Origin of the sequence: Dietzia timorensis (assembly GCF_001659785.1) — a bacterium.
In the GTDB taxonomy this organism is placed as follows: domain Bacteria; phylum Actinomycetota; class Actinomycetes; order Mycobacteriales; family Mycobacteriaceae; genus Dietzia; species Dietzia timorensis.
On record NZ_CP015961.1, the window covers coordinates 2,525,226 to 2,546,314 of the forward strand.

Below are 21,089 nucleotides of genomic sequence, written 5' to 3' on the forward strand. Positions count from 1 at the left end.
ACTGCCGACGCACCGCGCGGGCTTTCGCCGATGTGTTCCGCCGCACCGAACTACCGCGCGAGACCGGCCCGGCTGCCCGCGGCGATCGACTCCGCCACCGCTTCGGCGACCGCGAACACGCTCGCATACGGGCCCGCGCCCAGCCCCGGCGGCAGGATCGCCGCGTCCGCGACGCGCAGCCCGTCCAGCCCCTCGACGCGCCCGTCCGCATCGGTCACCTGTCCCATGGGGGCGGTGGCGTAGAGGTGCTGGGAGTACCCGGTATGACGTCGGACCTCCCCCACCGCCAGGCCGCCGCGGGCTTCTGCCAGCGTGGCCAGGGCATCCGCCACGAGGCCGGCGCCCGCGTCCAGTACCTCGCGGTCGGAGTCGTCCGTAACTGCCGAGAGCGTGAGCCTGTCGTCCTCGACGATGCTCACCGAGCGCGGATCAAGCAGGGCCACGCCGATCTGGGCCGAGGCCTCCGGCAGACCTGGGATCGCGGCGTGGAAGGGCCGCTCGTAGGGGCGCACTTCCATGCGGCGTCCAGCGATTGTCAGCGGAATGCGTGCGCCGAGTATCCCCGCCGGCGCCTCGTGCAGCAGTGTGTGCAATGAACCGGGCAGGTCGAGAAGAGTCTCCGGGTGTTCGCGCGCGTCGCGCCCCGCCGAACTCAATGTGGAACGCACTTCCGGGTGAGCCTGTACCACGGGGTTCGCGGCGGCTCGTCGAAGCAGCCGCGCGGTGTCTATTGCGCCGGCCGCGAGTACAACCTCTCCGCCGTACAGTCGTTCGCCGTCATCCAGCACAACCCCCTCGGCCCGAATCGAGCCGCCCGGTCCTGCGGCATCGGAGCCCGAAAGAAGCAGCTCGCGTACACCTGCGCTGCAGTGAAGTGTCGCTCCCGCACGTTCGGGGCAATATGCGGTCCATGGATCGCGGCGGCGCCCGTCGGGCTCAACGGTGAGTCGACCGGGCGCCATAGGTTCTCCGAGAACGCCGGACAATGTTACTGCCAGCGGCGAGGGCGAAACCTCTACGGGCAACATCACGCTTTCGGCGCGGCCGAGTGCCCGGGCATAACGATCGGCGGTACATCCCGGCCAGGTTTTGACGACGTCGGCGGGCGCGGGAGTCCACGCGGCCCCGTTGATCGCGCCGGAACCTCCCGGACCGCGGCCGCGCCAGACGGACACTGTCTCTCCGGCGCGACCGCGCGCAGCGATCTGCCGGGCCGCGGGCTCGTCCCCACTCAACGGAAGTAGAGCCGCGGGCTGCCGGGGCGTCTCGCGCGTGTCCGGCCCGGCCTCGAGCACCCTCACCTCGGCTCCGGCGTCCGCGAGCCGCCGGGCGAGCACGGCTCCCGCGGGCCCGGCTCCGACGATGATCACGTCGGGCAGCCGAGGGGCGCCAGAAGAGTAGGAGATCATCGCCGAAGTTCCGGCCGGAGCGCCCTGGGGCTTCGCTCGGCGAGAACCGATTTCCACACCCCGAGCCCGTAGGCGAGATCGTCGGCGCGGTGGAGAAGGAGATGCGAGGGCAGGTCGTTGACCGGGCGGCCCTGCGGCGGCCGTTGGCGCCACCAGTGCCGCACACCTTCGGCGACTGCGGCAACGGCGACGATCCTTGCGCCCCTGCGACCGATCGACGAGGTGGAGGTAGCCGCGAGAACGGCAAGCGTTGCGGGCGCGTACGGGCGAAGCACTGCGGAGGCGAGTTGCCATACAGAGTTGGCCTGGCTCTTGATTACGATGCGCGCGGTCAGTCGCTTGCTGCCGCCGAGAGTGTTGTGAACCGATGCCGCCGACCACACCGTCATCGCCGCGGCAAGCGCGAGAGACCAGGGCCGAAACCACCAGAAACCGGCCGCTGCGATCAACGTTCTGGTGCTGAAAATCGCGGGGACGATCTCGGCTTCGTGATCCCGGGCAAGCCGAGATGCGCCTTCGCCGTAGAACATTCGTCGCCGCAGCATCGCGACGAGGCCGAGTCGATGGGTGTGGGCGACGTGAGCGACGGGTTCGTAGCGGATTTCGCCACCGGCGCGGAGCACGCGCCAGCACAGGTCGACGTCTTCGGCAACGTGCATACCGGCGGCGAAAAGATCGCCTTCGCCGAGGAGTTCGCGCAGCCTCGGGAGATGGAGCAGCAATGCGGCGCTGGGCACGTACGGCACCGAGGTACGCGGGGCGACCCGGGCGGGGTGCGCACCCATGTCAAGGGCGGAACGGGCGGTCTCGAACCCGCGCACGCCCCTCGTGCCGGGCTCGGCGGCAACGATTCTCGGAGCCACCATGCACACGTCCGGCCGGGCGAAGTGTAGGCGGAGCAAGGCGAGCCATCCGCTTCCGGAGACAACCGTGTCGGCATCGAGGAGCATCACCTCTGTCGCGCCGCGCTGCTCGGCCAGCGCGATGCCCGCGTTACGGGCGGCGGCCGGCCCCCGGGTGCGATCGTGGCGCACGATCTGCACCGTTTCGGCGTCGCCGAGATCGGCGCCTCGCAACGGGGTTGCACTTCCGTCGTCCACGACGATCATCGAAGCCCCGCGCGCTCGAATCGGCCCGAGCGATTCGGCTAGCGCCCGCACACCCTCGTGGTCGTCCTTGACCGGCACGACGATGGACAGGTGCGCAAGACTGGAGGACTCGTCGAGGCGGTAGGGACCCCTGTAGGCGATCGGCGTGGGATGCGCGAGCCCGCGGGCATAGAACGCCTCGGCGATCCGGTCGGAGATACCGAGTAGACCGATCCCGAGCGGCGGACGACTGAATGCCTGGCCGTCCAACCGCAGCATCGTCATGGGTTCGCCGCCCACGAAACGGTAGCTCCCGTCGGTTAGCCAGGACACCTCTGTGCGCACGTCGAGAATCGGTGCGAGCGCGCCGTGAGTCGGCGCCGCCGGTGCCTCGGTGTGTTCGTCGCGCGCGCCCTCACTCACGCCCTCCACAGTAGTGGCATGTGCCGGTTTGAGGTCACACACCTACCGCGGCGACGCCGCTAGCGCAGGCATAGCGGCGTCATTCCGCCTTGTCCGTCCGTGGTCGGAGACGAGAGGAATGCGCAGTCGGTCCAGCCCCGTTCGGTGATGATCTCGCTGACGTCGTCCCAGCGATCGGCGGGCAGGTCCGGGGTGCGACTGAGCACGAAGCCCGAGCTGCGGTCCGGGGACCCGACGATCGCGAGCGAATAGTCGTCCGCCAGATACGTGATGCGGTAATTCGTCGGCCCATTGGGGTCCTGCCCGGGTACGCCGGAGAACGCAACGCGTAGCGAGGCATTCGTCTCCTCGTTTGTCACCCGGGCCTCGCCGTCGATGGATGAGCGGCCACCGAACGCCCGGTCGCAGGAGTTGCGCACGGACAGGGTCGTCGGGTTGGTCACCTCATATTCGGCGGTCGTGTTGGCGACGCACTGGATATTGAACGGCTGCGGTATGGCGGCAAGCTGGTACCACTTGCCCGCATAACGCTCGGGATCGACGTGGCCGACCTCGGTGAGCGGGTCCCCGCCGACCGAGCCGAGCTGCACGCCGCCGGGAACAGGGATGTCGGACGAGCTCGCGGCCCTCTGCCCGGCTTCGTTCGGGCTCGTGGACTGTGCGGCCGCCGCGGGCGACAAGGCGAGCGCGGCGAGGGCGGCGAGTGCGACGGCGGCGGAGGCAGCGGCACCCCGCAGCATGGTCGGTCGGGCACGGGTGGGAGTGGAATGACGGCGGAGCATGGATCCTCTTCCGTTGGGCCTCCGTGGCGGTGGCGACTATCGGGGTCGCCTTGTGGTTCGGAGCCGATCAACGATCGGATAGGTGCCCGCGCGAATCGATCTCCCACGGCTGCGCGGCGGACGCGATCCGCCGCACGTTTTCGGCCACCATCTCCCGCCCTTCCTCGGCGCTCGCGCCGGTCGGGTCTCCGAGCACGCCACTGGCGGAGACCGCGCGCACTCCCCCGCGTCTGAGTTCGGGGAGGATCTCGGCAAGTGGGGCCGTGCAGCCGGGGCGCGCGGCGTCCATCTTCACCTCGTCCGGAGCCAGCGCGAGCATGATCGAGGTTTCACCGCGGCCGGCGTGGGTATCGGACGGGCCCGTCGCCGTCTCGCACGCCACCCACGCGACATCCCGCCCCTCGCCGCGCAGCGCCACCACGGCCGCCGTGAGCGCGCCCACGTTTCCGCCGTGAGCGTTGACGATGAGAAGCCGCGGCGCCCACTCGCACACCGAGCGACCGATCTCGATCAGCACGCTCCGCAGCACCGCGTTTCCGATGGAGACCAGCCCGGCGAACCCCGCATGCTCGCCGGAGGCCCCGATCGCCTGGGCGGGAAGGAGCTCCGCCGTCATACCTGCATGTTCCATGTGTATGACGGCGGAGGAGGCGATCGCCCTGGCGATCCGGGCATCGGTGTCCGTGGGAAGGTGCGGCCCGTGCTGTTCGGTCGCGCCGAGGGGCAGCACGGCCAGCGCGACAGATGTAGAGCGGCCGGACCCGCGCGCGGACTCGGGCACTGTCAGACCTTGGTCGCGCCCATGTCGACGGTAAACGTGGTGCCGGTGATGGTCCGGGCCTGCTCGGAAGACAGGAACAGCACGGAGTCGGCGATGTCGTCGGTCTTGGCCATACCCATTCCGAGGATCGGCTCGAAATGCGGGAGGAATTCGGGCATGTCGTTGAAGACCTCGTGGGCACCCTCGTCCTTGCCACCCATGGGAGTGAGCACACCGTAGGGGTGGACGGTGTTCACGCGGATGCCGTGGCGGCCGAGCTCCTTCGCCGCGGTCTGCGCGAGCCCGACGACGCCGTGCTTGGATGCCGAATACGCCGCCTGCATCGGCATCGATTTGAGGCCGGCGACGCTGCTGAGCAGCGTGATCGCCCCGCCGTTACCCGCCTCGAGCATATGCGGGATCGACGCCTTGAGCGTCTTCCAATAGCCGGTGAGGTTGATGTCGATGGTGTCGTTCCACTGCTCCTCGTCCATCTCCCACAACTTGCCCCAGTTGCAGATGCCGGCGTTGGCGACCACGATGTCGAGGCGGCCGCCGAAGTGGGCGACACCGTCGGCGACGAGCTGCTGCTGGAATGCGAGGTCGCGCACGTCGCCGACGCGGGCGAACAGTTCGCCCCCTGCCTCGGCGACGAGTTTTTCCGTCTCGGCCATGTCCTCGGGCGTCGAGGCCGGGTACCGGGTCCACGCGGACGCCTTATCGGCGATATCGCAGCCGATGATCTTCGCCCCCTCGGCCGCGAAGCGCGTGGCGTACTTGCGCCCCTGCCCGCGCGCGATTCCGGTGATGTACACGACCTTGCCGTCGAACTGTCCCATTGGCGATCCCCTCTGGATATATTGCGGACGCGAGTGGAGTGAACTCGCTCGAAGTGATTATTCGCCCAGCCGGCGGAAAAAATCCTCCGGAATGATCAAATCGTCCCGAGACAGCTCGGAAATGGAACTCTTACCCGTGCCGATGAGCGCCGAGTCGAGCCCCATGCGCAACAGGTCGAGAACGTTCTCCACACCCGTCTGCCCATTGGCGCCGAGGCCCCACAGGTACGCGCGGCCGATCATCACCGCACGCGCGCCGAGCGCGAGCGCCTTGGCTACGTCCCCGCCGCGCCGGATACCGCCATCGAGCACGACCTCGACATCCCCGCCGACAGCGTCGACGATCGGCGCGAGACAGCGGATCGATGCCGGGGTGCCGTCGAGGTTGTTGCCGCCGTGGTTGGACACGGAGATCGCGGTGACCCCGGCGTCGACGGCGCGCTTGGCGTCGTCGACGCGGGTGATTCCCTTGAGCATGACCGGCCCGTCGAAATTCCGGGCGATCCACGCGATGTCTTCCCACGTGGGAGGCGGGGTGCCCTGCCATTCGCCGTAGGCGCCGAAGAACGTCGGGCCCACCTCGCCCGGGGCGACGAGGTTCGGCGTCGTCAGGTCCGGCATTGCCTTGTTCTCGATCACCGATTTGGCCCATTCGGTCACCCAGCGGGGGCGCACCGCGAGCTCGGGCGCGAGCTTGACCATCGCCTTCGCGTCGAGCTTCTCCGGAATCTCCGGGCTCCCCCAGTCGCGGCCGATGGAGAACGACCAGTCGGTGGTGATGATGACGCCCTTGGCGCCGGCCGCCTTCGCCCGCTCGAGGCGCGCCAGCACCTCCTCCTTCCCGCCGAGCCAATACACCTGGAAGAAGGTCTGCGGGTTGACCGCCGCGACCTCCTCGATCGGCTTCGACGCGAAGGACGACAGCCCCATCGCGGTGCCGCGGGCCGCGGCGGCGCGGGCGACGTCGACCTCTCCGTCCGGGGTCACCGCCTGAACTCCGGTCGGCGAGATCATCACCGGAAAGCTGATGGGTTGCCCCATGACGGAGGTCTCCATCGACCGCTCGGCCTTCGCGCCGACCACGTGCGGTTTGAAACCGAGCTCACCGAAGGCGTCCGTGTTGTCGTCCCGTGTCAGCCCGCGCTCCGAACCTGCGATGAGCGCCATGTACACGCTTTTCGGCAGCTTTTTCTTTGCGCGCCGCTGCGCTTCGGCGACGGACTCGAACCAGGGGTTCTTGCGCCACGGGTTGAGCTCTGCGAGTTCGGAGAGAGAGGCCACGGAGTTAATCCTTCGGGTCAGGCGTGCAGGTCGGTGGGGTTGGGAAACTAGATGGGCGACTCGTCGCACATGTGCGTGGGCTTGCGCGGCGGGGTCGTCAGGAGCGTCAGCGGTACCGGCCCCGCGGGCTGCTTGCGCGCGGCGAGTCCCTTCGTGCGGGAATGGTCTTGTGACGGCGAAGGTACGTTCCGCTCCGCCTCCAGCAGTCCCTCGCCGAAGCCTTGGACGCACTCGGGGTCGGGACCGTCCATCGGGAGGCCGGTGAAGAACTTCGCGGCCATGCAGCCGCCGCGGCACGAATCGAAGTAGTTGCACGAGGCGCAGGCGCCCGCGGACTGCGGCTCGCGCAGGCTGCGGAACAGCTCGCTTTCCTGCCACACGGACTCGAAGCCGCCGTCATCGACGATGTTGCCTGCGAGGAACTCCTCGTGAATCGCAAACGGGCAGGCGTACACGTCGCCGATCGGGTCGATCAGGCACACCACGCGGCCGGCGCCGCACAGGTTGAGCCCCGGGAGCGAACCCTGGCCCTCCCCAAACGCGGACAGATGGAAGAAGGAGTCCCCGGTAAGCACGTTCTCGCCGTGCTCGACGAGCCAGTTGTACAGGTCGCGCTGCTGCTCGGGCAGCGGGTGCAGGTCGTCCCACACATCGGCGCCGCGGCCGGACGGACGCAGGCGGGTGATACGAAGCGTCGCGTTGTACTTGTCGGCGAGCGCCTTGAACTCATCGAGCTGTCCGACGTTCTCGCGCGTCACGACGACGGAGATCTTCGCGTCGCGGAAGCCCGCATTGTTGAGGTTCTCGAGCGCGCGGCACGCCATGTCGAACGACCCGGGCCCGCGCACGGCGTCGTTGACCTCGGCGGTCGCGCCGTCGATGCTGATCTGCACGTCGACGTAGTCGCTCGCGGCGAGGCGCTCGGCCACCTCCTCGTTGATCCGTACACCGTTGGTGGAGAACTTGACCCCGACCTGGTTCGCGGTGGCGTAGTCCACGAGCTCCCAGAAGTCCGAGCGCACCGTCGGCTCGCCGCCGCCGATGTTCACGTAGAAGACCTGCATCTTGTGCAGCTCGTCGATAATCGCCTTGCACTGTTCGGTGGAGAGCTCGCGCGGATCGCGCTTGCCGGACGACGACAGGCAGTGCACGCACGCGAGGTTGCACGCGTACGTCAGCTCCCAAGTGAGGCAGATGGGGGCGTCTAGACCCTTCTCGAACTGGTCGACAAGGCGTCCGACTTTGGGCGGTGGGGCAACGGCCGGGGCGGTCATGGGCAGGACCTCCTGTGAGTGTGCTCGGCGCGGTGAGCGCTCGAGCGCTGTGGGGCGACTTACTGGGGAACGATCATCTGCGACTCGGCGAGCTGGCCGAGCGCATGCATGTAGAGACGGGCGACGTGCGGGTCATCGATATCGACGCCGGCGTCTCGGATGGCTGCCGCCGCGGTGTCGTGGTCGGCCATCGTCTTGACGACCTCGACGATCGCCGGGTGCTTGAGAAAAGAAAGCTTGCGCGTGTGGAAGTGGTACAGGAGCGCGCCGAAGGGTTCGGGACGCAATGCCACGTGCGGGTGCAGGCGCCAGCCGGCATCCAGCGCGAAACCCGCGCCGGCTTTCGCCTGCGAATCTTGGTGGATACCGGCCGGTGCTGCTGCGGGCATGATCAGTACACCCCGCACATACCGTCGATCGAGACCTCTTCGATGAGCGCCTCGTCGAGCATGACCTCGTCATTGTGCTTGCTGTCCATGACGAACCTCCTTCGTGCTGTCAACCAACTCGTCGTGCACACAGGCGGGCGGTGTTGCCCTCCTCACACCAAAGCCATCCTTGGTGTGTTCCACATCATATTGGCACCCAGTGCCATTTGCAATGGTTCGCGGCGCTTTTGTCTACACGCAACGCGGCGAGGTGGCATCATAGTGCCGTCGAGCTGCACGAATGAACGCGAAAAACGAAGGGGGAAGACAATGCCTTCACACTCCCCCGGCGCGCCGGACGACGCCTCGCGCGCATCGACAGGCAACATCGATCACGCCCCCGGGCGCCGGCCCTCCACCAGCCGGCGACGCATCTTCACCTCCGCCATGGAGTTGTTCGCCACTCGCGGATACTCCTCGACAAACGTCGAGGACATCGCGGTGGCGGCGGGCATTTCCCGGCGTACGCTGTTCCGCTACTACCCCAATAAGGCCGCGATTCCCTGGGGCGAGTTTTCCGATCAGATCGCTGTCATGCGCGAACATTTCGTACTTATCGACGACGTGCTCCCACTTCGCGACGCCCTCTCCGACGCGCTCGTTTTCTTCAACACCTTTCCCGCCTCGGAGACTCGCGTGCACCGGGCGCGAATGCGCCTGTTGCTCGACGAGCCGGAACTACAGGCGCACTCGGTGCTCATGTACTCGGATTGGCGCGCCGCGATCGCCGAGTTCGTCGCGGGCCGGCGCGGCGAAAGCACCACCGACCTCATTCCGCTGGCCGTCGCGCACGCCGCACAAGGGATCGCGATGTCCTCGTACCAAGCCTGGCTGTCGCTTCCGGAAGACGAGGGATCGCAGGAGGCGTTACATGGCTACCTGCAGAAAGCGTGCGAAATACTCGACTGAGCCAAGGCTTCCTCCCGAAAACCGAACACATAACGGGCGTACGACTGGAACTATTGACCTATGAGCAAAGTCACATTCTCAGTCGCGTGTTCGCTAGACGGCTACCAGACCGATTCGGACGGGGATTACTCGTGGGCGGAACCTTCGGAAGAAGTGATCTCCGCGATCAACGAGGATCTTCGCGATGTCAGCACGTACCTTTACGGCCGCCGCATGTATCAAGAAATGGCCGTGTGGGAAACCGACCCCGCGGTCGCCGCACAGTCACCGGAGACCGAGCGGTTCGCCGAGGCATGGAAAGCGGCTGACAAGGTCGTGTTCTCGCGTTCGCTCGAGTCAGTGTGGACAGAGCGGACCCGACTCGAACGCGAGCTCACGACCGAGACCCTTCGCGCCGCGAAGTACGGCGCACAGGGCAACCTCACGATCGAGGGCCCGATCCTCGCCCGCTCGGCGCTCGAGCGCGGCATGGTCGACGAGGTCGAACTGCTCCTGTGCCCCATCATCGTCGGCGGCGGGAGCCCGGTCTTTCCGGCCGGGGTGTTCTCGAAGCTCGAGCTCACGCGCGAGCGCCGCTTCGACAACGGCATGGTGCAGGTGCGCTACGACGTCCGCCGATAACGCCCGGTGAGCGCGGTCGCCGCGCACACACCAGCGAGCAGCACCGCGAACCCGCCGAACGCACTGAGCAGGATCGCCACATCCGGCGCCCACTGCGCGATGAGCGCCACCGGATATCCGAGGTAGGCGGGCACGGCGATAGCGGCGGCCGCCGTCAGCCCCACAGCCGAGGCCTCGAGCAACGCTCCCGGCGCCGACCTCGACGCGCGGGCGCGCCACGCAAATGCGGCTCTCACCCAGAGCAGGAGGACGGCGATCCCTCCCGCGACCATAGCCAGTATGTATCCCCACGGCCGCCCCGGAGCAGCGGCCGCGCTCCCCGACTCGCCGAGCGCGGCGGCCACCGTGCGCTCGGCTTCTGCGGACATGCGGGCGGCTTCCATCTCCCCGTACCTGTTCGCCAGGGCAACCACCGCTTTACCGTCCTCGGGCGCCAACGCGACGTGGGCGAAGTAGCCGGGTACCGCTCCCGAATGGCGAAAGGTCGCCCCGCGTCCTGCGTCGCTATCGCCGGCATCGACGTACCATCCCGATGCGTACCGGCTGCCGTCTCGCGCGACGGTGTCCGGTAGCCGCTCGCCGGGCCCACCGGGAACGCGAAGTCTCGCCTGCTCGGCCGCGTATCGTGCGAGCACTTCCACGGAGCCGGCGAGGTACCCGTAACCGAGACCGGCATGATCTTGTGCGATGCGGTGCGCCCTATTGAGGCCGAATACCGGCACATGCCCGGCCGAGACCGAGTCCGAGAACTCCTGGTAGGAGGTTATGACGCCGGGCGCACTGTGCTCCAGCAGCGAGCTCAGGTCGCCCTGTCGCTCGAGGATTGCCTGGAGCAGCAGGTAGTTGAGGCTTGAGTAATTGAATCCGCCGCGTTCGGAGACGTCGACGTCGAGCAGAGGAGAGTTTGGTCCCTCCAGGACTTCGAGGGCTCCGGCGCTCCGGTCGATGTCGGTGGCCGAGAGCGAGTGCGGCAGCCCGCTCGTGTGGTTGAGGAGGTCGCCGACTGTGACATCCCTCCCCAGTGAGGCGCCCTTGGAGAGGAAGGGCAGCGCATCGATAACGGAGAGATCGGTGTCCACTCCGGAGTCGAGCACGGCGGCCGCCATCACCGATTTCGACACCGACCCCCAGACGAACGGGGTGTCGGTGTCGATCGGATTGTGGCTGCCGTCGCGGCCAAATGTGCTGGAGTCGAGGATGTGGCCGTCGAGGTCGACCACCGCCACTGCCGTCCCGGGTGCGTCGGTATGCGCGGCGAAGGTTTCGGCAAGCGTGGTCGATTCATGCTTCGAGGCAGCGGCGACGGGCGCGACGACGATCGCGCCGACGGCCACCACCACCGCTGCGAGTGCCCAGGGCCATGTCGTTTTCACGACGCTCACATTATGAGCCGACCGGCCCTCGGCACATCGGGGATGACCACTAAGTCGACCCCGATTCGCGCAGGGTTAGCCGCCCATCTGCGCGAGAGCTTCGGGATCCATCCACATCAGTTCCCAGCCGTGCCCGTCGAGGTCGTCGAAGGCGGCACCGTACATCGGCCCCTGGGCTTCTGGTTCGCGGGTGATCTTTCCTCCGGCGTCGCGCACTCGCGACACGAACGTGTCGACGTCCTCTTTCGAGGTGAGCTGGATGCAGTTGAGGACCTCGCGCGGGCCCCCCGGGGTGTAACTTTCGCGATCGTTGAACTGGGAGAACTTGCTGTTCTCCAGCAACATGACGACGATGTTGTCGCTGACCTCCATAGAGGCAGATGTCTCGTCGCGGAAGATCTCGTTCTCGTGCCACCCGAGTGCGCGGTAGAAGGCGATCGCCTTCCTCACGTCCTCGACGACGAGGTTGATGAACACCATGGGATGGGAAAGACGCTCGGGCTGGGCTGCGGTGGACATGAGGTCCTACTTCCTTACGGGTGGCGGCTATCCCGCCACGTGGAGACCAGGATATCCGGATCGATTCTGCGCAGGGGGATGTTCGGACCGTCTCCTACGCCGCGACGGACTTCCTCGGCGACGTCGCGGTTGTAACCTGCGGCAAGCTCGCGCACCTCGGCCTCGGTGCGGCATGAGCGCGCCTTCTCGGGGAGCAGCTCGCGTTCACGCCGAAGGCGCAGCGCTGGCGGGAGGAGCTCGTGGCCGGTGAGACCTTCGCGCTCGATGAGCTGGTTAATCCACCAGTCCTCTCCCCCGTCGCGTATTGGCAGAGGCTTTCCGGCGCCGGGCAGATTGTCGAACTCCCCGCGCTCGATGGACTGCCGGATCTGACGCTCTACAAATGTCTCGAAGGCCATTCCCGGCGGCTTTCGCTGGGGCACGCCCTTGTCCCGCGGCGCGGGCGAGCCGCCCGATTCGTTGGCTGGTTCCTCCGACGTCATACCTGAACCCCTGGGCTTAGCGGCGGATCCGGCCATTCCACAGGCCCATTCCCGCGGAGAATTCCGGGGCCTCCGTGAAGCCATGCTTTGCGTAGAGGGCACGGCCGGGCGGATCGGCCATGAGCGTGACGAATCGGCCGGGCGGGGACTCGGCCTCGATGGTGTCGAGGAGCCAGGACATGATCTGGTCGCCGAGTCCGCGGCGTTGATGGTCCGGAAGCACGGCCATATCGACGATGTGAAAGTACCAGCCGCCGTCGCCGATGATGCGACCCATGCCGACCGTCTCCCCGGTGTCGGTGTCGACGACGTGGCAGCCGCGCCACGTTCCGGGGAGACCGGCTTCGGCCTGCTCGCGCGTCTTCGGAGTGAGGCCCGAGTCCGCTCGCAGGCGCAGGTACGACTCTATGTCCGGTGTGCCGCTGCGGAGTTCGTAACCCATGGGGACGGATTTTAACCGCTGGTGCGGCGGTTGAACGCGCGCAGCGACAATGGGGCGAGCACTGCCGTGAGTACAACGACCCAGATGAGTGTCGCGACGACGGGATGTTGCAGCGGAAGCGCCGCGTCCGGGCCGGCCACCGGGGCGTTGCCCCAGAGTTCGCGCATTCCCTGTACGACGGCGGAGATGGGGTTCCACTCGGCGATCGTGCGCAGCCACGTCGGCATGGATTCCGGCGGGGCGAACGTGTTGGCGAGGAACGTCACCGGGAAGACAGTGACGAACATGACGCCGTTGACGGCTTCGACGCTCTTGAGTGCCGAGCCGACGAGGATTCCGATCCAGATCATCGCGAAGCCAAAACCGAGGAGAAGCAAATATCCGCCGAGCGCCTCCGCGATGTTTCCGTGAATCTTCCAGCCGATGAACAGGCCGGTGATCGACATGACAATGATGCCGATCATCGAGTGGATGATCGACGACACCGAGCGACCGACCAGGACCGATGCGCGGGAAATCGGCAGCGAACGGAACCTGTCGACGATGCCCTTCTCCAGGTCCTGCGACAGCCCGGCCGCGACGATGAACGCGGCGAACGTCATGGTTTGCGCCATGATGCCGGGTAGCAACCATTCGCGGTACGAGCCACCAGGGGCGCTGATCGCACCGCCGAAGACGTAGGCGAACAGGACGACGAACATGATGGGCTGGATCGTGACGTCGGTGAGGTTTTCCGGCTGGCGCTTGATGTGGGTGAGGTTGCGACGCACCATCGTCGAAACCTGGCGGCCAAATCCGGGGCCGAGGGGACGGGCCGGCTCCTCTGTTTCGGTGATGACACCGGAGATATTCGCTGAGCTCACTTCGCCTCCTCGGCGATCTTGTCGGCGTCTTCGCCCAGGTTGCTGGTGTCTTCGGCGCGGTGCCCGGTGAGACCGAGGAACACGTCGTCGAGACTGGGGCGTTGCAGTCCGATGTCGTCGAGTTCGATCCCGGCATCGGCGAACGCATTCGCGATCGCGGCAAGTGCACTGACGCCCTCACTGGGGGCCGTCATCCGGCGCGCATCGCGGTCGACATGCACTTCCTCGACACGGGAGCGCAGGATTTGCTCCGCCTGTTCGACCTCCTCTGCGCGGGACACGGTGACCACGAGGGAGGCCGCGCCCGAGCGGTCCTTGAGTTGCAGCGGGGTGCCCTCGGCGATGACCTTCCCGCGGTCGATGACCACGATGTTGTCGGCCAGCTGGTCCGCCTCATCTAGGTACTGGGTGGTGAGGACGAGCGTTGCTCCCTCCCGCACCAGCGTGCGGAGCACCTCCCACAGTTCGAGTCGTGCGTGCGGGTCCAGGCCGGTGGTCGGCTCGTCGAGAAACAGCACCGGCGGCGCGGCGACGAGGCTCGCTGCAAGGTCGAGGCGCCGGCGCATGCCACCGGAGTAGCTCTTCGCGATCTTGTTCGCGGCGTCGCTGAGCGAGAACTTCTCGAGCAGCTCGTCCGCCCGTTCCTTGACCCGCTTCCCGGGCAGGCCGTAGAGGTCTCCGATCATGCGGAGATTCTCGCGGCCGGTGAGTAACTCGTCCACGGTGGCCGATTGGGCGGTCAGGCCCATCGACTGCCGGACCTGCTTCGGTTGAGTCACCACGTCGTACCCGGCGACCGTCGCGGTGCCGGAGGTGGGTGTGAGCAGGGTGGTCATCATCTGTACGCAGGTGGTCTTACCCGCGCCGTTGGGGCCGAGCACACCGAGCACCGATCCTTTGGGGACTTGGAAGGACACTCCGTCCACTGCGGTGAAGTCGCCGAATTTCTTGACTAGGTTCTTCGCCTCGACGGCGATGGCCCGATCGGGGCCCGTTTTCTCAGTCACCCGATCACAGTGCCATATGGCCCCGACAATTTCCTATGGGGGAAGTCCCCCAAATTTGTCGAGCTAATTAATCACCGAGGACCTTGGCGGCGATCTTGAAGGCGGAATTGGCTGCGGGGACGCTGCAGTAGATCGCCGACTGCAGCACGATCTCCTTGATCTCATCGTTAGTGAGTCCGTTTCGGACCGCGGCGCGCACGTGCATTTCGAACTCTTCCCAGTACCCACCCGCGATCATCGCGGTGAGTGTCACCGCGCTGCGCATACGCCTGTCGAGCCCCGGCCGGCTCCAGATCTCGCCCCACGCATAGCGGCTGATGAGGTCCTGGAAATCGGCGGTGAACTCGGTCGTGTTCGCTTCGGCGCGGTCGACGTGGGCATCGGAGAGCACCTCGCGGCGCACACGCATCCCTTCCGCGCGTGCTTGCTCGTTGGTGCGGTCGGCGCGGCCGACGGTGCTGTCGAATTCGGTCATGTCGCTGTTCTTTCGGAGTTTACGGGTGGAGAAGTGCTCCGCCGCGCTCGGCGGAGGCGGGGTCCGACGTCATCGCCGGGTGTTGTCGTCGCGGTCCATGAGCCCTGCGATGCGCGCCCGGTCGGGCTGCGTTAGCCCTTCCGAGTGGGCGGCGGCGCGATCGGTATCGACGACGAGGCCCGCGCCGAGTTCGGCGCCGATACTCGCGGCACTGCGCAGGTGGCGCAGCAGCGTGCGCCATGCCTCCCACTCGGCGTGCCAGGCTCCGGCGGGGCGTTCGTCCTCGGCGAGCCCGGCAGCGACGGAGAGGGTCGAGGTGAGCCCCGGCGCCGCGATCGCGCTGCGCCTGAGCAGGATCGAGCGGACCGGGTTCTGCTTGTGCGGCATCGCACTCGAGGTGCCGCCGGTCGGTTCGGCGAGCTCGGCGATCTCGGTGCGCGAGGCGGTGATGACGTCGCCGCCGATCTTGCCGAGCGCTGCTATCGCCTCGCCGGCGGCCGAGCCGATACGCAACACCGGCCAGCGCGACGTGTGCCACGGCAATTCGGGCACTGTGAGCCCGAGCTCCGCGCCCCACCGAGCAACCTCCTCGGCGCTCTGCGTGCGGGCGGTGCCTGCCGCTCCCCCGAACGCCAACGGCAGTTCGGCGACACCGAGCGCGTCGGCGGCGCGCCGTAGCCCCTCGGCCCACTGGGCGAACCGCAGCCCGAGCGTCGTCCCTTCGGCGGCCTGCCCGAGAGTGTGGGCCGCGGCGGGTGCCTGCGCGAATTCCCGTGCCAGCCCGTCGAGGGAGCCGGCGGCAGCAGAGAGGTCCGTGCGCGCCGCGGCGAACGCAGTGCGGGTGAGCAGAATCAGCGCGGTATCGATGACGTCCTGGCTGGTGAGCCCCGTGTGCAGCGCGCGGGCGTCGGCGTCGTCGAGGTGGCGACGCCACTGCGCGAGAAGCGGGATCAACGCATTCCCGCCGGCCTCCAGCCCACCGGCGATCTCGGACGGGTCGATCGTCGCGGCCGCGTCGCGCAGCCGGCCCAGGCGCGCCGCGTCCGCGCCCGTCGCTGTGGCCCAGGCGAGCTCGACGTCAACCATTGCCGTGGCGAAGCAGCCGTCGTCGAGCCCGTCCGCGCGGGCGAATCCGGGAGACAGGAATCCGTGGTCTGCCATGTCAGTTCTGCGCCTCGAGAACGTCGCTCGGGCTCGCCGTGGCGGGCGAGAATTCCAGGAACACAGTCTCGTCGGAGCCCTGGAGGCGAATATCGAAACGGAAGCGCTCGCGTCCGGGCGCCTCTTGTTCGCGGATGACGGCGAGCGTGCTTCTCCGCTCGGCGGGAACGTCCGCGAGGTCCTTTTCGACTCCCGCGGGGTCGAGATAGGCGCGCGTGAATACGCGGTCGAGCAGCCCACGCGCGAACACGCACAGCGAGAAGAACGGGACCTGCTGGCCGTCCATCGCGCCCGGGGTGCGGGTGAAGAAGCTGTAGCGGCCCTCGGCATCGGTGGCGCAGCGGCCGTATCCGGCGAAGGTGATGCCATCGCGCTGAAGGGCGCCTGCCGGGCTTGGCGCCTCGCCGTTCTCGTCGGCCTGCCACAGCTCGATCAGCGCGTCCGGTACCGGAGCGCCGGCGCCGTCATACACAGTCCCGTGGAGTACGACGGTTTCCGCGGCTCCCGGGAGGGCGAGCTCGTTGCCGCGCTCATAGGGCAGCGCGTAGTGGAAGAACGGTCCGACCGTCTGGGCTGGGGTGGGAAGAAGTTTCGGCATGTGATGTCCTTTCTACGCCTCGGTCCAGGTGCGGCGCGCGCCGGTGAGCACGATGTCCCAGCGGTATCCGGTCGACCATTCCGGGGTGGTGAGGTCATGGTCGTAGGTGGCGATGAGGCGCTCACGGGACTTCGGGTCGACGATCGACTGGTAGATCGGATCGAGGGAGAACAGCGGGTCGCCGGGGAAGTACATCTGGGTGACCATGCGCTGGGTGAAATCGGTGCCGAACAGCGAGAAATGTACGTGCGCCGGGCGCCAGGCGTTCGCGTGATTCTTCCACGGGTACGGGCCGGGCTTGATCGTGTGGAAGCGGTAGTTGCCGTTTTCGTCGGTGAGGCAACGGCCGGCGCCGGTGAAGTTCGGGTCGAGCGGGGCGGGGTGCTGGTCGCGCTTGTGCACGTAGCGCCCTGCCGAGTTCGCCTGCCAGATCTCCACGAGCTGGTTGCGCACGGGACGCCCGTCGCCGTCGACGACACGTCCGGCGATGGTGATGCGCTCGCCGAGCGGCTCGCCGGCGTGCTGGATCGTCAGGTCCGCTTCGAGGGGGCTGACGTCGCGGTGTCCGAATGCCGGGGACGTGAGCTCGATCGCCTCCGGGTCGACCTTCGCGAACGCGCGGGTCGGGTGGCGCAGAAGAGAGCTGCGGTAGGGCGGATAGTCCAGACGCGAGGACAGCTCGTGGCCGGTGGACTCGCGACTGTCGAGGTACTCGGACTCGATGTCGGCGATCTGCCGCGAGATCTCGGCCTGGGTGTCGGCCGCGTCGTCCGGTCCGGGCTGTGTGGTGTGCGCGGGAGCGCTCATGAGTGTGTCCTTTCGTTCGGCCAGCCGGTGTAGCTTTCGGCGAGCCAGGCTTTTCCGTGTTCGGATTCGACGACCGTGCGTAGCTCGGCGACGGAGCGGCGCTGATCGAATTCCGAGGCCTCGGGGTTGGCGTGGAGCATCGACGTCATCCAGTAGGAGAAGTTTTGTGCCTTCCACACGCGGCGCAGGCACCGTTCGCTGTAGGCGGTCAGCGCGGAGTCGGAACGGGCGGAATGCCACTCCGCGAGCGATTCGGCGAGGATGCGCACGTCTTGAAGCGCGAGGTTGAGCCCCTTCGCGCCCGTCGGCGGCACCGTGTGTGCGGCGTCGCCGGCGAGCAGGAGGTTGCCCCACCGCATCGGCTCGGACACGAAGCTGCGGAAGCCGAGCACGCTCTTGTGCACGATCGGTCCCTCATTGAGCTCGAAGCCGCCGAAGTTGACGCGTTCCCTGAACGTCGCCCAGATATCCTCGTCCGTCCAGGCGTTCGGGTCGGTGCCCGGGTCACACTGGAAGTAGAGGCGCTGCAACTTCGGGGTGCGCTGGCTGATGAGCGCGAATCCGGCTTCACTACGGGCGTAGATCAGCTCGTCGTGGCTCGGCGGTGTCTCGGCCATGATGCCGAACCACGCGAACGGGTACTCGCGGTAGAACGCGCGGCGCTCCCCCTCGGGGATCGAGCGGCGGCACGTGCTGCGAGAGCCGTCCGTACCGACGAGCAGCTCGCACTCGATTTCGATGCGCTCGCCGCTTTCCGGATCGACATACGAGATGAGCGGCGAGCCCGTCAGGTCGTCGACGTCCACGGGGCCGAGTCCGAAACGGACGTCGCGTCCGTCCTCGACAGCCTTGTCTGCGAGGTCGATGAACACGTCGGTTTGTGGATACAGGAACGTCGAGGCGCCGACGAGCCCCTGGAAATCGACGTGATGGGACTCGCCGTTGATACGGATGTCGATTCCATCGTGGCGTGCGCCGTCATGAAGCACCCTGTCGCTGACGCCGTCTGTGAGCATGTCCGCAGAGCCCTGTTCGAGGATGCCGGCGCGGTGGGTGTTCTCGATTTCCTCGCGCGGGCGCGCCTCGACCACGATGTGCTCGATGCCCTCGCGGTGCAGGAGATGGGACAGCATGAGGCCGGAGGGTCCGCCGCCGACGATGCCAATGGTCGTGCGCTCACGCATTGATGGTCCTCCTGTCGTTCTCCTCCTCGATCTCGGCGCGCACCCTGCGCTCGTTCGGCACGATCCACACGGCCAGGAGGCCGAGGAGCCCGATAGCGGCGAAGAAATAAAAGCCCCACGGGTAGGCGATTCCGGCGGTGACGAGGGCGCCGGTGACCAGCGGCCCGACTATCGCGCCGAAGCGTCCGACCGAGGCGGCCATGCCCATCGCGGTCGGGCGGGCAGAATCCGGATAGGTCGTGTTGATGTAGGCGTAAATGAGCACCTGCGAGCTGAACACGAAGACGCCGGTGATGAAGATCATCGCGTTGAGCAGCCACGCACTGGGCACCTGCAACGAAAGTAGAGCCAGGAAGATCGTGCCCATCGCGAACCACAGCCGCGCGGTGCGGCGGATGCCCGCCCGGTCCGCGACCTGCCCCGCAAGCACGAGGCCGGTAACCGCGCCGACGTTGAGCACGAACAACATGACGATGGAGTCGGACACGTCGTACCCGGCAACGCGCATGAGCTGTGGCAGCCACGTGTTGAGTCCGTAGACGAGTAGCAGCCCCATAAAGCTGCCGACCCACACCGCGATGGTGATCGCGCGCCACCGTCCGCTGAGAATCGACTCCTTGCGCTCCGGCGTCTGGTCCGCCTCGTCGACTGCGACCGGGGCGGGCGCATGCACCGTGTCGTCCTCGAGTTTGAACCACATGAGCGGAACCGCGACGAGTCCGAGAATTCCGCCGATGAGGAACGGGATGTGCCAATTCGGGGAGAAGCTCAGCGCGACGAGCGAAGCGGCGACGGCGCCGACGTGATAGCCGGTCATCGTGTAGGTGTTCGCGCGGGAACGCTTCTCGGCGGGCATGTGCTCGGAGATGATGACGAGCGCCGAGGGTAGGCACGCGCCGAGGCCGATGCCGGCGATGAAGCGGTAGACGCCGAACAGCTCAACCGAGGGCGCGAACGCGGTGAGGAGCGTGAACAGCGAGAACAGCGCGGTCGCCGCGACGAGGAGCTTGCGCCGACCGATTCTGGCGACGATGACGCCGACGAGCGAGGCGCCCAGAGCCACGCCGACCAGCGACATCGTCGACACGGTGGTCACCGAGCTGCTGGTGAAACCAAGAACCTCCCCGTCGAGAAGATCGGGGATCACGGCGCCGAGCGCAACGAGGTCGAACCCGTCGAGGAACACGGCGAACCAGCAGATCAACGCGGGCCATGCAGATCGCGGCGCACGCGATGTGCTCGCGGTGGAGGCTTGTGGCATGAGCATTACTCCTCGGACGGAAGATCGAAACGATGGTGCCCGCGGCCCACGAAATGGCCGCGTAACTGTGCTCGAACAGCGCATCTCGGCGCTACTGAGACCCACACCACAGGACGTTAGTGGTGACCATCACATACGTCTAATCAATACTTTTCGCAAGTCCCATAGACAGAATCTATAGTGACGTCATGGCGTCGACCGATCTCAATCTGGTGCGGACCTTTGTCGCTGTGTACGACTCGGGTTCGGTGACCGCCGCGGCCGATATCCTCGGCATTACCCAGCCGACCGTCACTCATTCGCTCAACCGTCTGCGGCGCACGATGAACGACGAGCTGTTCCTCCGGGCCCCCGGCGGTGTCGCCCCGACGATGGCTGCGCGCCGCGCCTATCCGAACTTCGTCGAGGCTCTCAACCGGATCGACGCGGCGTTCCGGCTTTCGGCGCCGTTCGTGCCGGACGCCGAGCCCGCGACGTTCCGCATCGCGCTGTCCGACGCAGGCGAGGTCTCCACACTCCCGCACCTCGCGCACGCGCTTCGCCGCTCCGGCGCGCACCTCTCCCTGGAGGTGCTGCCCCTCGATATCGACCAGGTCGAGGATCAGCTCATCCGCGGCGAGATCGACGCATTTATCTCCAGCGCCGTCTACACTTCGCGAAACGTGCAGCGGGAGGTGATGTTCACCGAGCGCTACGTCGTCGTTCTCGCGGAAAACCATCCACGCATCGGCGCCGAGATCTCCGCCGCCGCCCTCGACGGCGAGCGGCACATCGCCGTCCGCGGCGTCACCGGCCACAGCAGCCCCTTCGACCGCCAACAGGCGCGCAAGGTCCGACTCGACGCCGTCGTCCCCCGCTTCACCGCGCTGCCTTATCTACTCGCCGATTCGGACGCGGTGGCAATCGTCCCGTTGTTCATCGCCGAGTCCTTCGCCGCCTCACACCCGCTGCGCTGGGTGGATTCGCCGTGGCCGATGGAGGAGGTAGAGGTCGCGCTCTACGCGCGCCAACCGCATTCGCGTTCACCGTCCCAGCAGTGGCTTTTCGATGTCGCCACGGACACGCTGCAGTCGGCGTATCCAGCCACCGACGGCGCGGAATAA

General features: G+C 67.1%; 24 protein-coding genes. 3 read left to right on the forward strand and 21 right to left on the reverse strand.

Annotated features, from left to right (window positions below):
- Positions 1-50 precede the first annotated feature (50 nt).
- From BJL86_RS11615 to mftA, 9 genes are all read right to left on the reverse strand, one after another.
- On the reverse strand, positions 51-1,409 hold the full coding sequence (locus BJL86_RS11615) for a GMC oxidoreductase (RefSeq protein WP_067472743.1): 1,359 nt from the start codon (positions 1,407-1,409) through the stop codon (positions 51-53).
- Positions 1,406-2,920 (reverse strand): mycofactocin biosynthesis glycosyltransferase MftF, encoded by a 1,515-nt coding sequence (gene mftF, locus BJL86_RS11620; RefSeq protein WP_082908391.1) that lies wholly within the window; start codon positions 2,918-2,920, stop codon positions 1,406-1,408. Before mftF ends, BJL86_RS11615 begins: the two co-directional genes overlap by 4 nt.
- Before the next feature lie 59 nt (positions 2,921-2,979).
- The gene (locus BJL86_RS11625) at positions 2,980-3,702 is read right to left on the reverse strand and encodes a lipocalin family protein (protein WP_231887151.1); all 723 of its coding nucleotides are present in this window, start codon (positions 3,700-3,702) and stop codon (positions 2,980-2,982) included.
- Positions 3,703-3,769: 67 nt separating this feature from the next.
- Positions 3,770-4,483: a mycofactocin biosynthesis peptidyl-dipeptidase MftE gene (gene mftE, locus BJL86_RS11630; RefSeq protein ID WP_231887152.1), complete on the reverse strand. Its 714-nt coding sequence runs from the start codon at positions 4,481-4,483 to the stop codon at positions 3,770-3,772.
- 2 nt (positions 4,484-4,485) lie between these two features.
- Positions 4,486-5,301 carry a mycofactocin-coupled SDR family oxidoreductase gene (locus BJL86_RS11635; protein ID WP_067472746.1) on the reverse strand — a complete coding sequence of 272 codons (816 nt, stop codon included), beginning with the start codon at positions 5,299-5,301 and terminating at the stop codon, positions 4,486-4,488.
- A 57-nt stretch (positions 5,302-5,358) separates the two neighbouring features.
- A complete protein-coding gene (gene mftD / locus BJL86_RS11640) occupies positions 5,359-6,582 on the reverse strand; it encodes a pre-mycofactocin synthase MftD (RefSeq protein WP_067472749.1) in 1,224 nt (407 codons plus the stop codon).
- 47 nt (positions 6,583-6,629) lie between these two features.
- Positions 6,630-7,856 (reverse strand): mycofactocin radical SAM maturase, encoded by a 1,227-nt coding sequence (mftC, locus tag BJL86_RS11645; protein WP_067472752.1) that lies wholly within the window; start codon positions 7,854-7,856, stop codon positions 6,630-6,632.
- Positions 7,857-7,915: 59 nt separating this feature from the next.
- Complete coding sequence (mftB, locus tag BJL86_RS11650) at positions 7,916-8,245, reverse strand: mycofactocin biosynthesis chaperone MftB (RefSeq protein WP_067472755.1); 330 nt, start codon at positions 8,243-8,245, stop codon at positions 7,916-7,918.
- Between the two features lie 2 nt (positions 8,246-8,247).
- On the reverse strand, positions 8,248-8,358 hold the full coding sequence (gene mftA, locus BJL86_RS11655) for a mycofactocin precursor MftA (protein WP_414836058.1): 111 nt from the start codon (positions 8,356-8,358) through the stop codon (positions 8,248-8,250).
- A gap of 196 nt (positions 8,359-8,554) precedes the next feature.
- On the opposite strand from mftA, the gene mftR reads away from it, so the two are divergent.
- Positions 8,555-9,193 carry a mycofactocin system transcriptional regulator gene (mftR, locus tag BJL86_RS11660; protein WP_082908392.1) on the forward strand — a complete coding sequence of 213 codons (639 nt, stop codon included), beginning with the start codon at positions 8,555-8,557 and terminating at the stop codon, positions 9,191-9,193.
- Positions 9,194-9,253: 60 nt separating this feature from the next.
- The gene (locus BJL86_RS11665) at positions 9,254-9,814 is read left to right on the forward strand and encodes a dihydrofolate reductase family protein (protein ID WP_067472761.1); all 561 of its coding nucleotides are present in this window, start codon (positions 9,254-9,256) and stop codon (positions 9,812-9,814) included.
- Here the strand turns inward: BJL86_RS11665 and BJL86_RS11670 are convergent.
- The 12 genes from BJL86_RS11670 to BJL86_RS11725 form a co-directional block, all read right to left on the reverse strand.
- Positions 9,796-11,187, reverse strand: a complete 1,392-nt coding sequence (locus tag BJL86_RS11670) for a serine hydrolase domain-containing protein (RefSeq protein WP_197487543.1) — start codon at positions 11,185-11,187, stop codon at positions 9,796-9,798. The genes BJL86_RS11665 and BJL86_RS11670 overlap by 19 nt on opposite strands.
- Before the next feature lie 75 nt (positions 11,188-11,262).
- The gene (locus BJL86_RS11675; protein ID WP_067472767.1) at positions 11,263-11,706 is read right to left on the reverse strand and encodes a VOC family protein; all 444 of its coding nucleotides are present in this window, start codon (positions 11,704-11,706) and stop codon (positions 11,263-11,265) included.
- A 14-nt stretch (positions 11,707-11,720) separates the two neighbouring features.
- Positions 11,721-12,188: a DnaJ family domain-containing protein gene (locus BJL86_RS11680; protein ID WP_197487544.1), complete on the reverse strand. Its 468-nt coding sequence runs from the start codon at positions 12,186-12,188 to the stop codon at positions 11,721-11,723.
- A 16-nt stretch (positions 12,189-12,204) separates the two neighbouring features.
- Entirely contained in the window at positions 12,205-12,630 is a 426-nt protein-coding gene (locus BJL86_RS11685) for a GNAT family N-acetyltransferase (protein ID WP_067472769.1), read from the reverse strand.
- An 11-nt stretch (positions 12,631-12,641) separates the two neighbouring features.
- The gene (locus BJL86_RS11690; protein WP_414836059.1) at positions 12,642-13,478 is read right to left on the reverse strand and encodes an ABC transporter permease; all 837 of its coding nucleotides are present in this window, start codon (positions 13,476-13,478) and stop codon (positions 12,642-12,644) included.
- An 11-nt stretch (positions 13,479-13,489) separates the two neighbouring features.
- Positions 13,490-14,500, reverse strand: a complete 1,011-nt coding sequence (locus BJL86_RS11695; protein WP_231887153.1) for an ATP-binding cassette domain-containing protein — start codon at positions 14,498-14,500, stop codon at positions 13,490-13,492.
- Between the two features lie 67 nt (positions 14,501-14,567).
- Positions 14,568-14,975, reverse strand: coding sequence for a 4-carboxymuconolactone decarboxylase (gene pcaC / locus BJL86_RS11700; protein ID WP_067472778.1), 408 nt, complete (start codon positions 14,973-14,975; stop codon positions 14,568-14,570).
- 69 nt (positions 14,976-15,044) lie between these two features.
- On the reverse strand, positions 15,045-16,136 hold the full coding sequence (locus BJL86_RS11705) for a lyase family protein (RefSeq protein WP_075844987.1): 1,092 nt from the start codon (positions 16,134-16,136) through the stop codon (positions 15,045-15,047).
- A 1-nt stretch (position 16,137) separates the two neighbouring features.
- Complete coding sequence (gene pcaG / locus BJL86_RS11710; RefSeq protein ID WP_067475979.1) at positions 16,138-16,734, reverse strand: protocatechuate 3,4-dioxygenase subunit alpha; 597 nt, start codon at positions 16,732-16,734, stop codon at positions 16,138-16,140.
- Between the two features lie 12 nt (positions 16,735-16,746).
- Positions 16,747-17,541, reverse strand: coding sequence for a protocatechuate 3,4-dioxygenase subunit beta (gene pcaH, locus BJL86_RS11715; RefSeq protein ID WP_067475977.1), 795 nt, complete (start codon positions 17,539-17,541; stop codon positions 16,747-16,749).
- Entirely contained in the window at positions 17,538-18,725 is a 1,188-nt protein-coding gene (locus tag BJL86_RS11720; RefSeq protein ID WP_067475973.1) for a 4-hydroxybenzoate 3-monooxygenase, read from the reverse strand. The genes pcaH and BJL86_RS11720 overlap by 4 nt, the downstream gene beginning before the upstream one ends.
- Complete coding sequence (locus BJL86_RS11725; RefSeq protein ID WP_067475999.1) at positions 18,718-19,986, reverse strand: MFS transporter; 1,269 nt, start codon at positions 19,984-19,986, stop codon at positions 18,718-18,720. Before BJL86_RS11725 ends, BJL86_RS11720 begins: the two co-directional genes overlap by 8 nt.
- Before the next feature lie 188 nt (positions 19,987-20,174).
- Here BJL86_RS11725 and BJL86_RS11730 point away from each other — a divergent pair, with 188 nt between their 5' ends.
- Positions 20,175-21,089, forward strand: a complete 915-nt coding sequence (locus BJL86_RS11730; protein ID WP_067475969.1) for a LysR family transcriptional regulator — start codon at positions 20,175-20,177, stop codon at positions 21,087-21,089.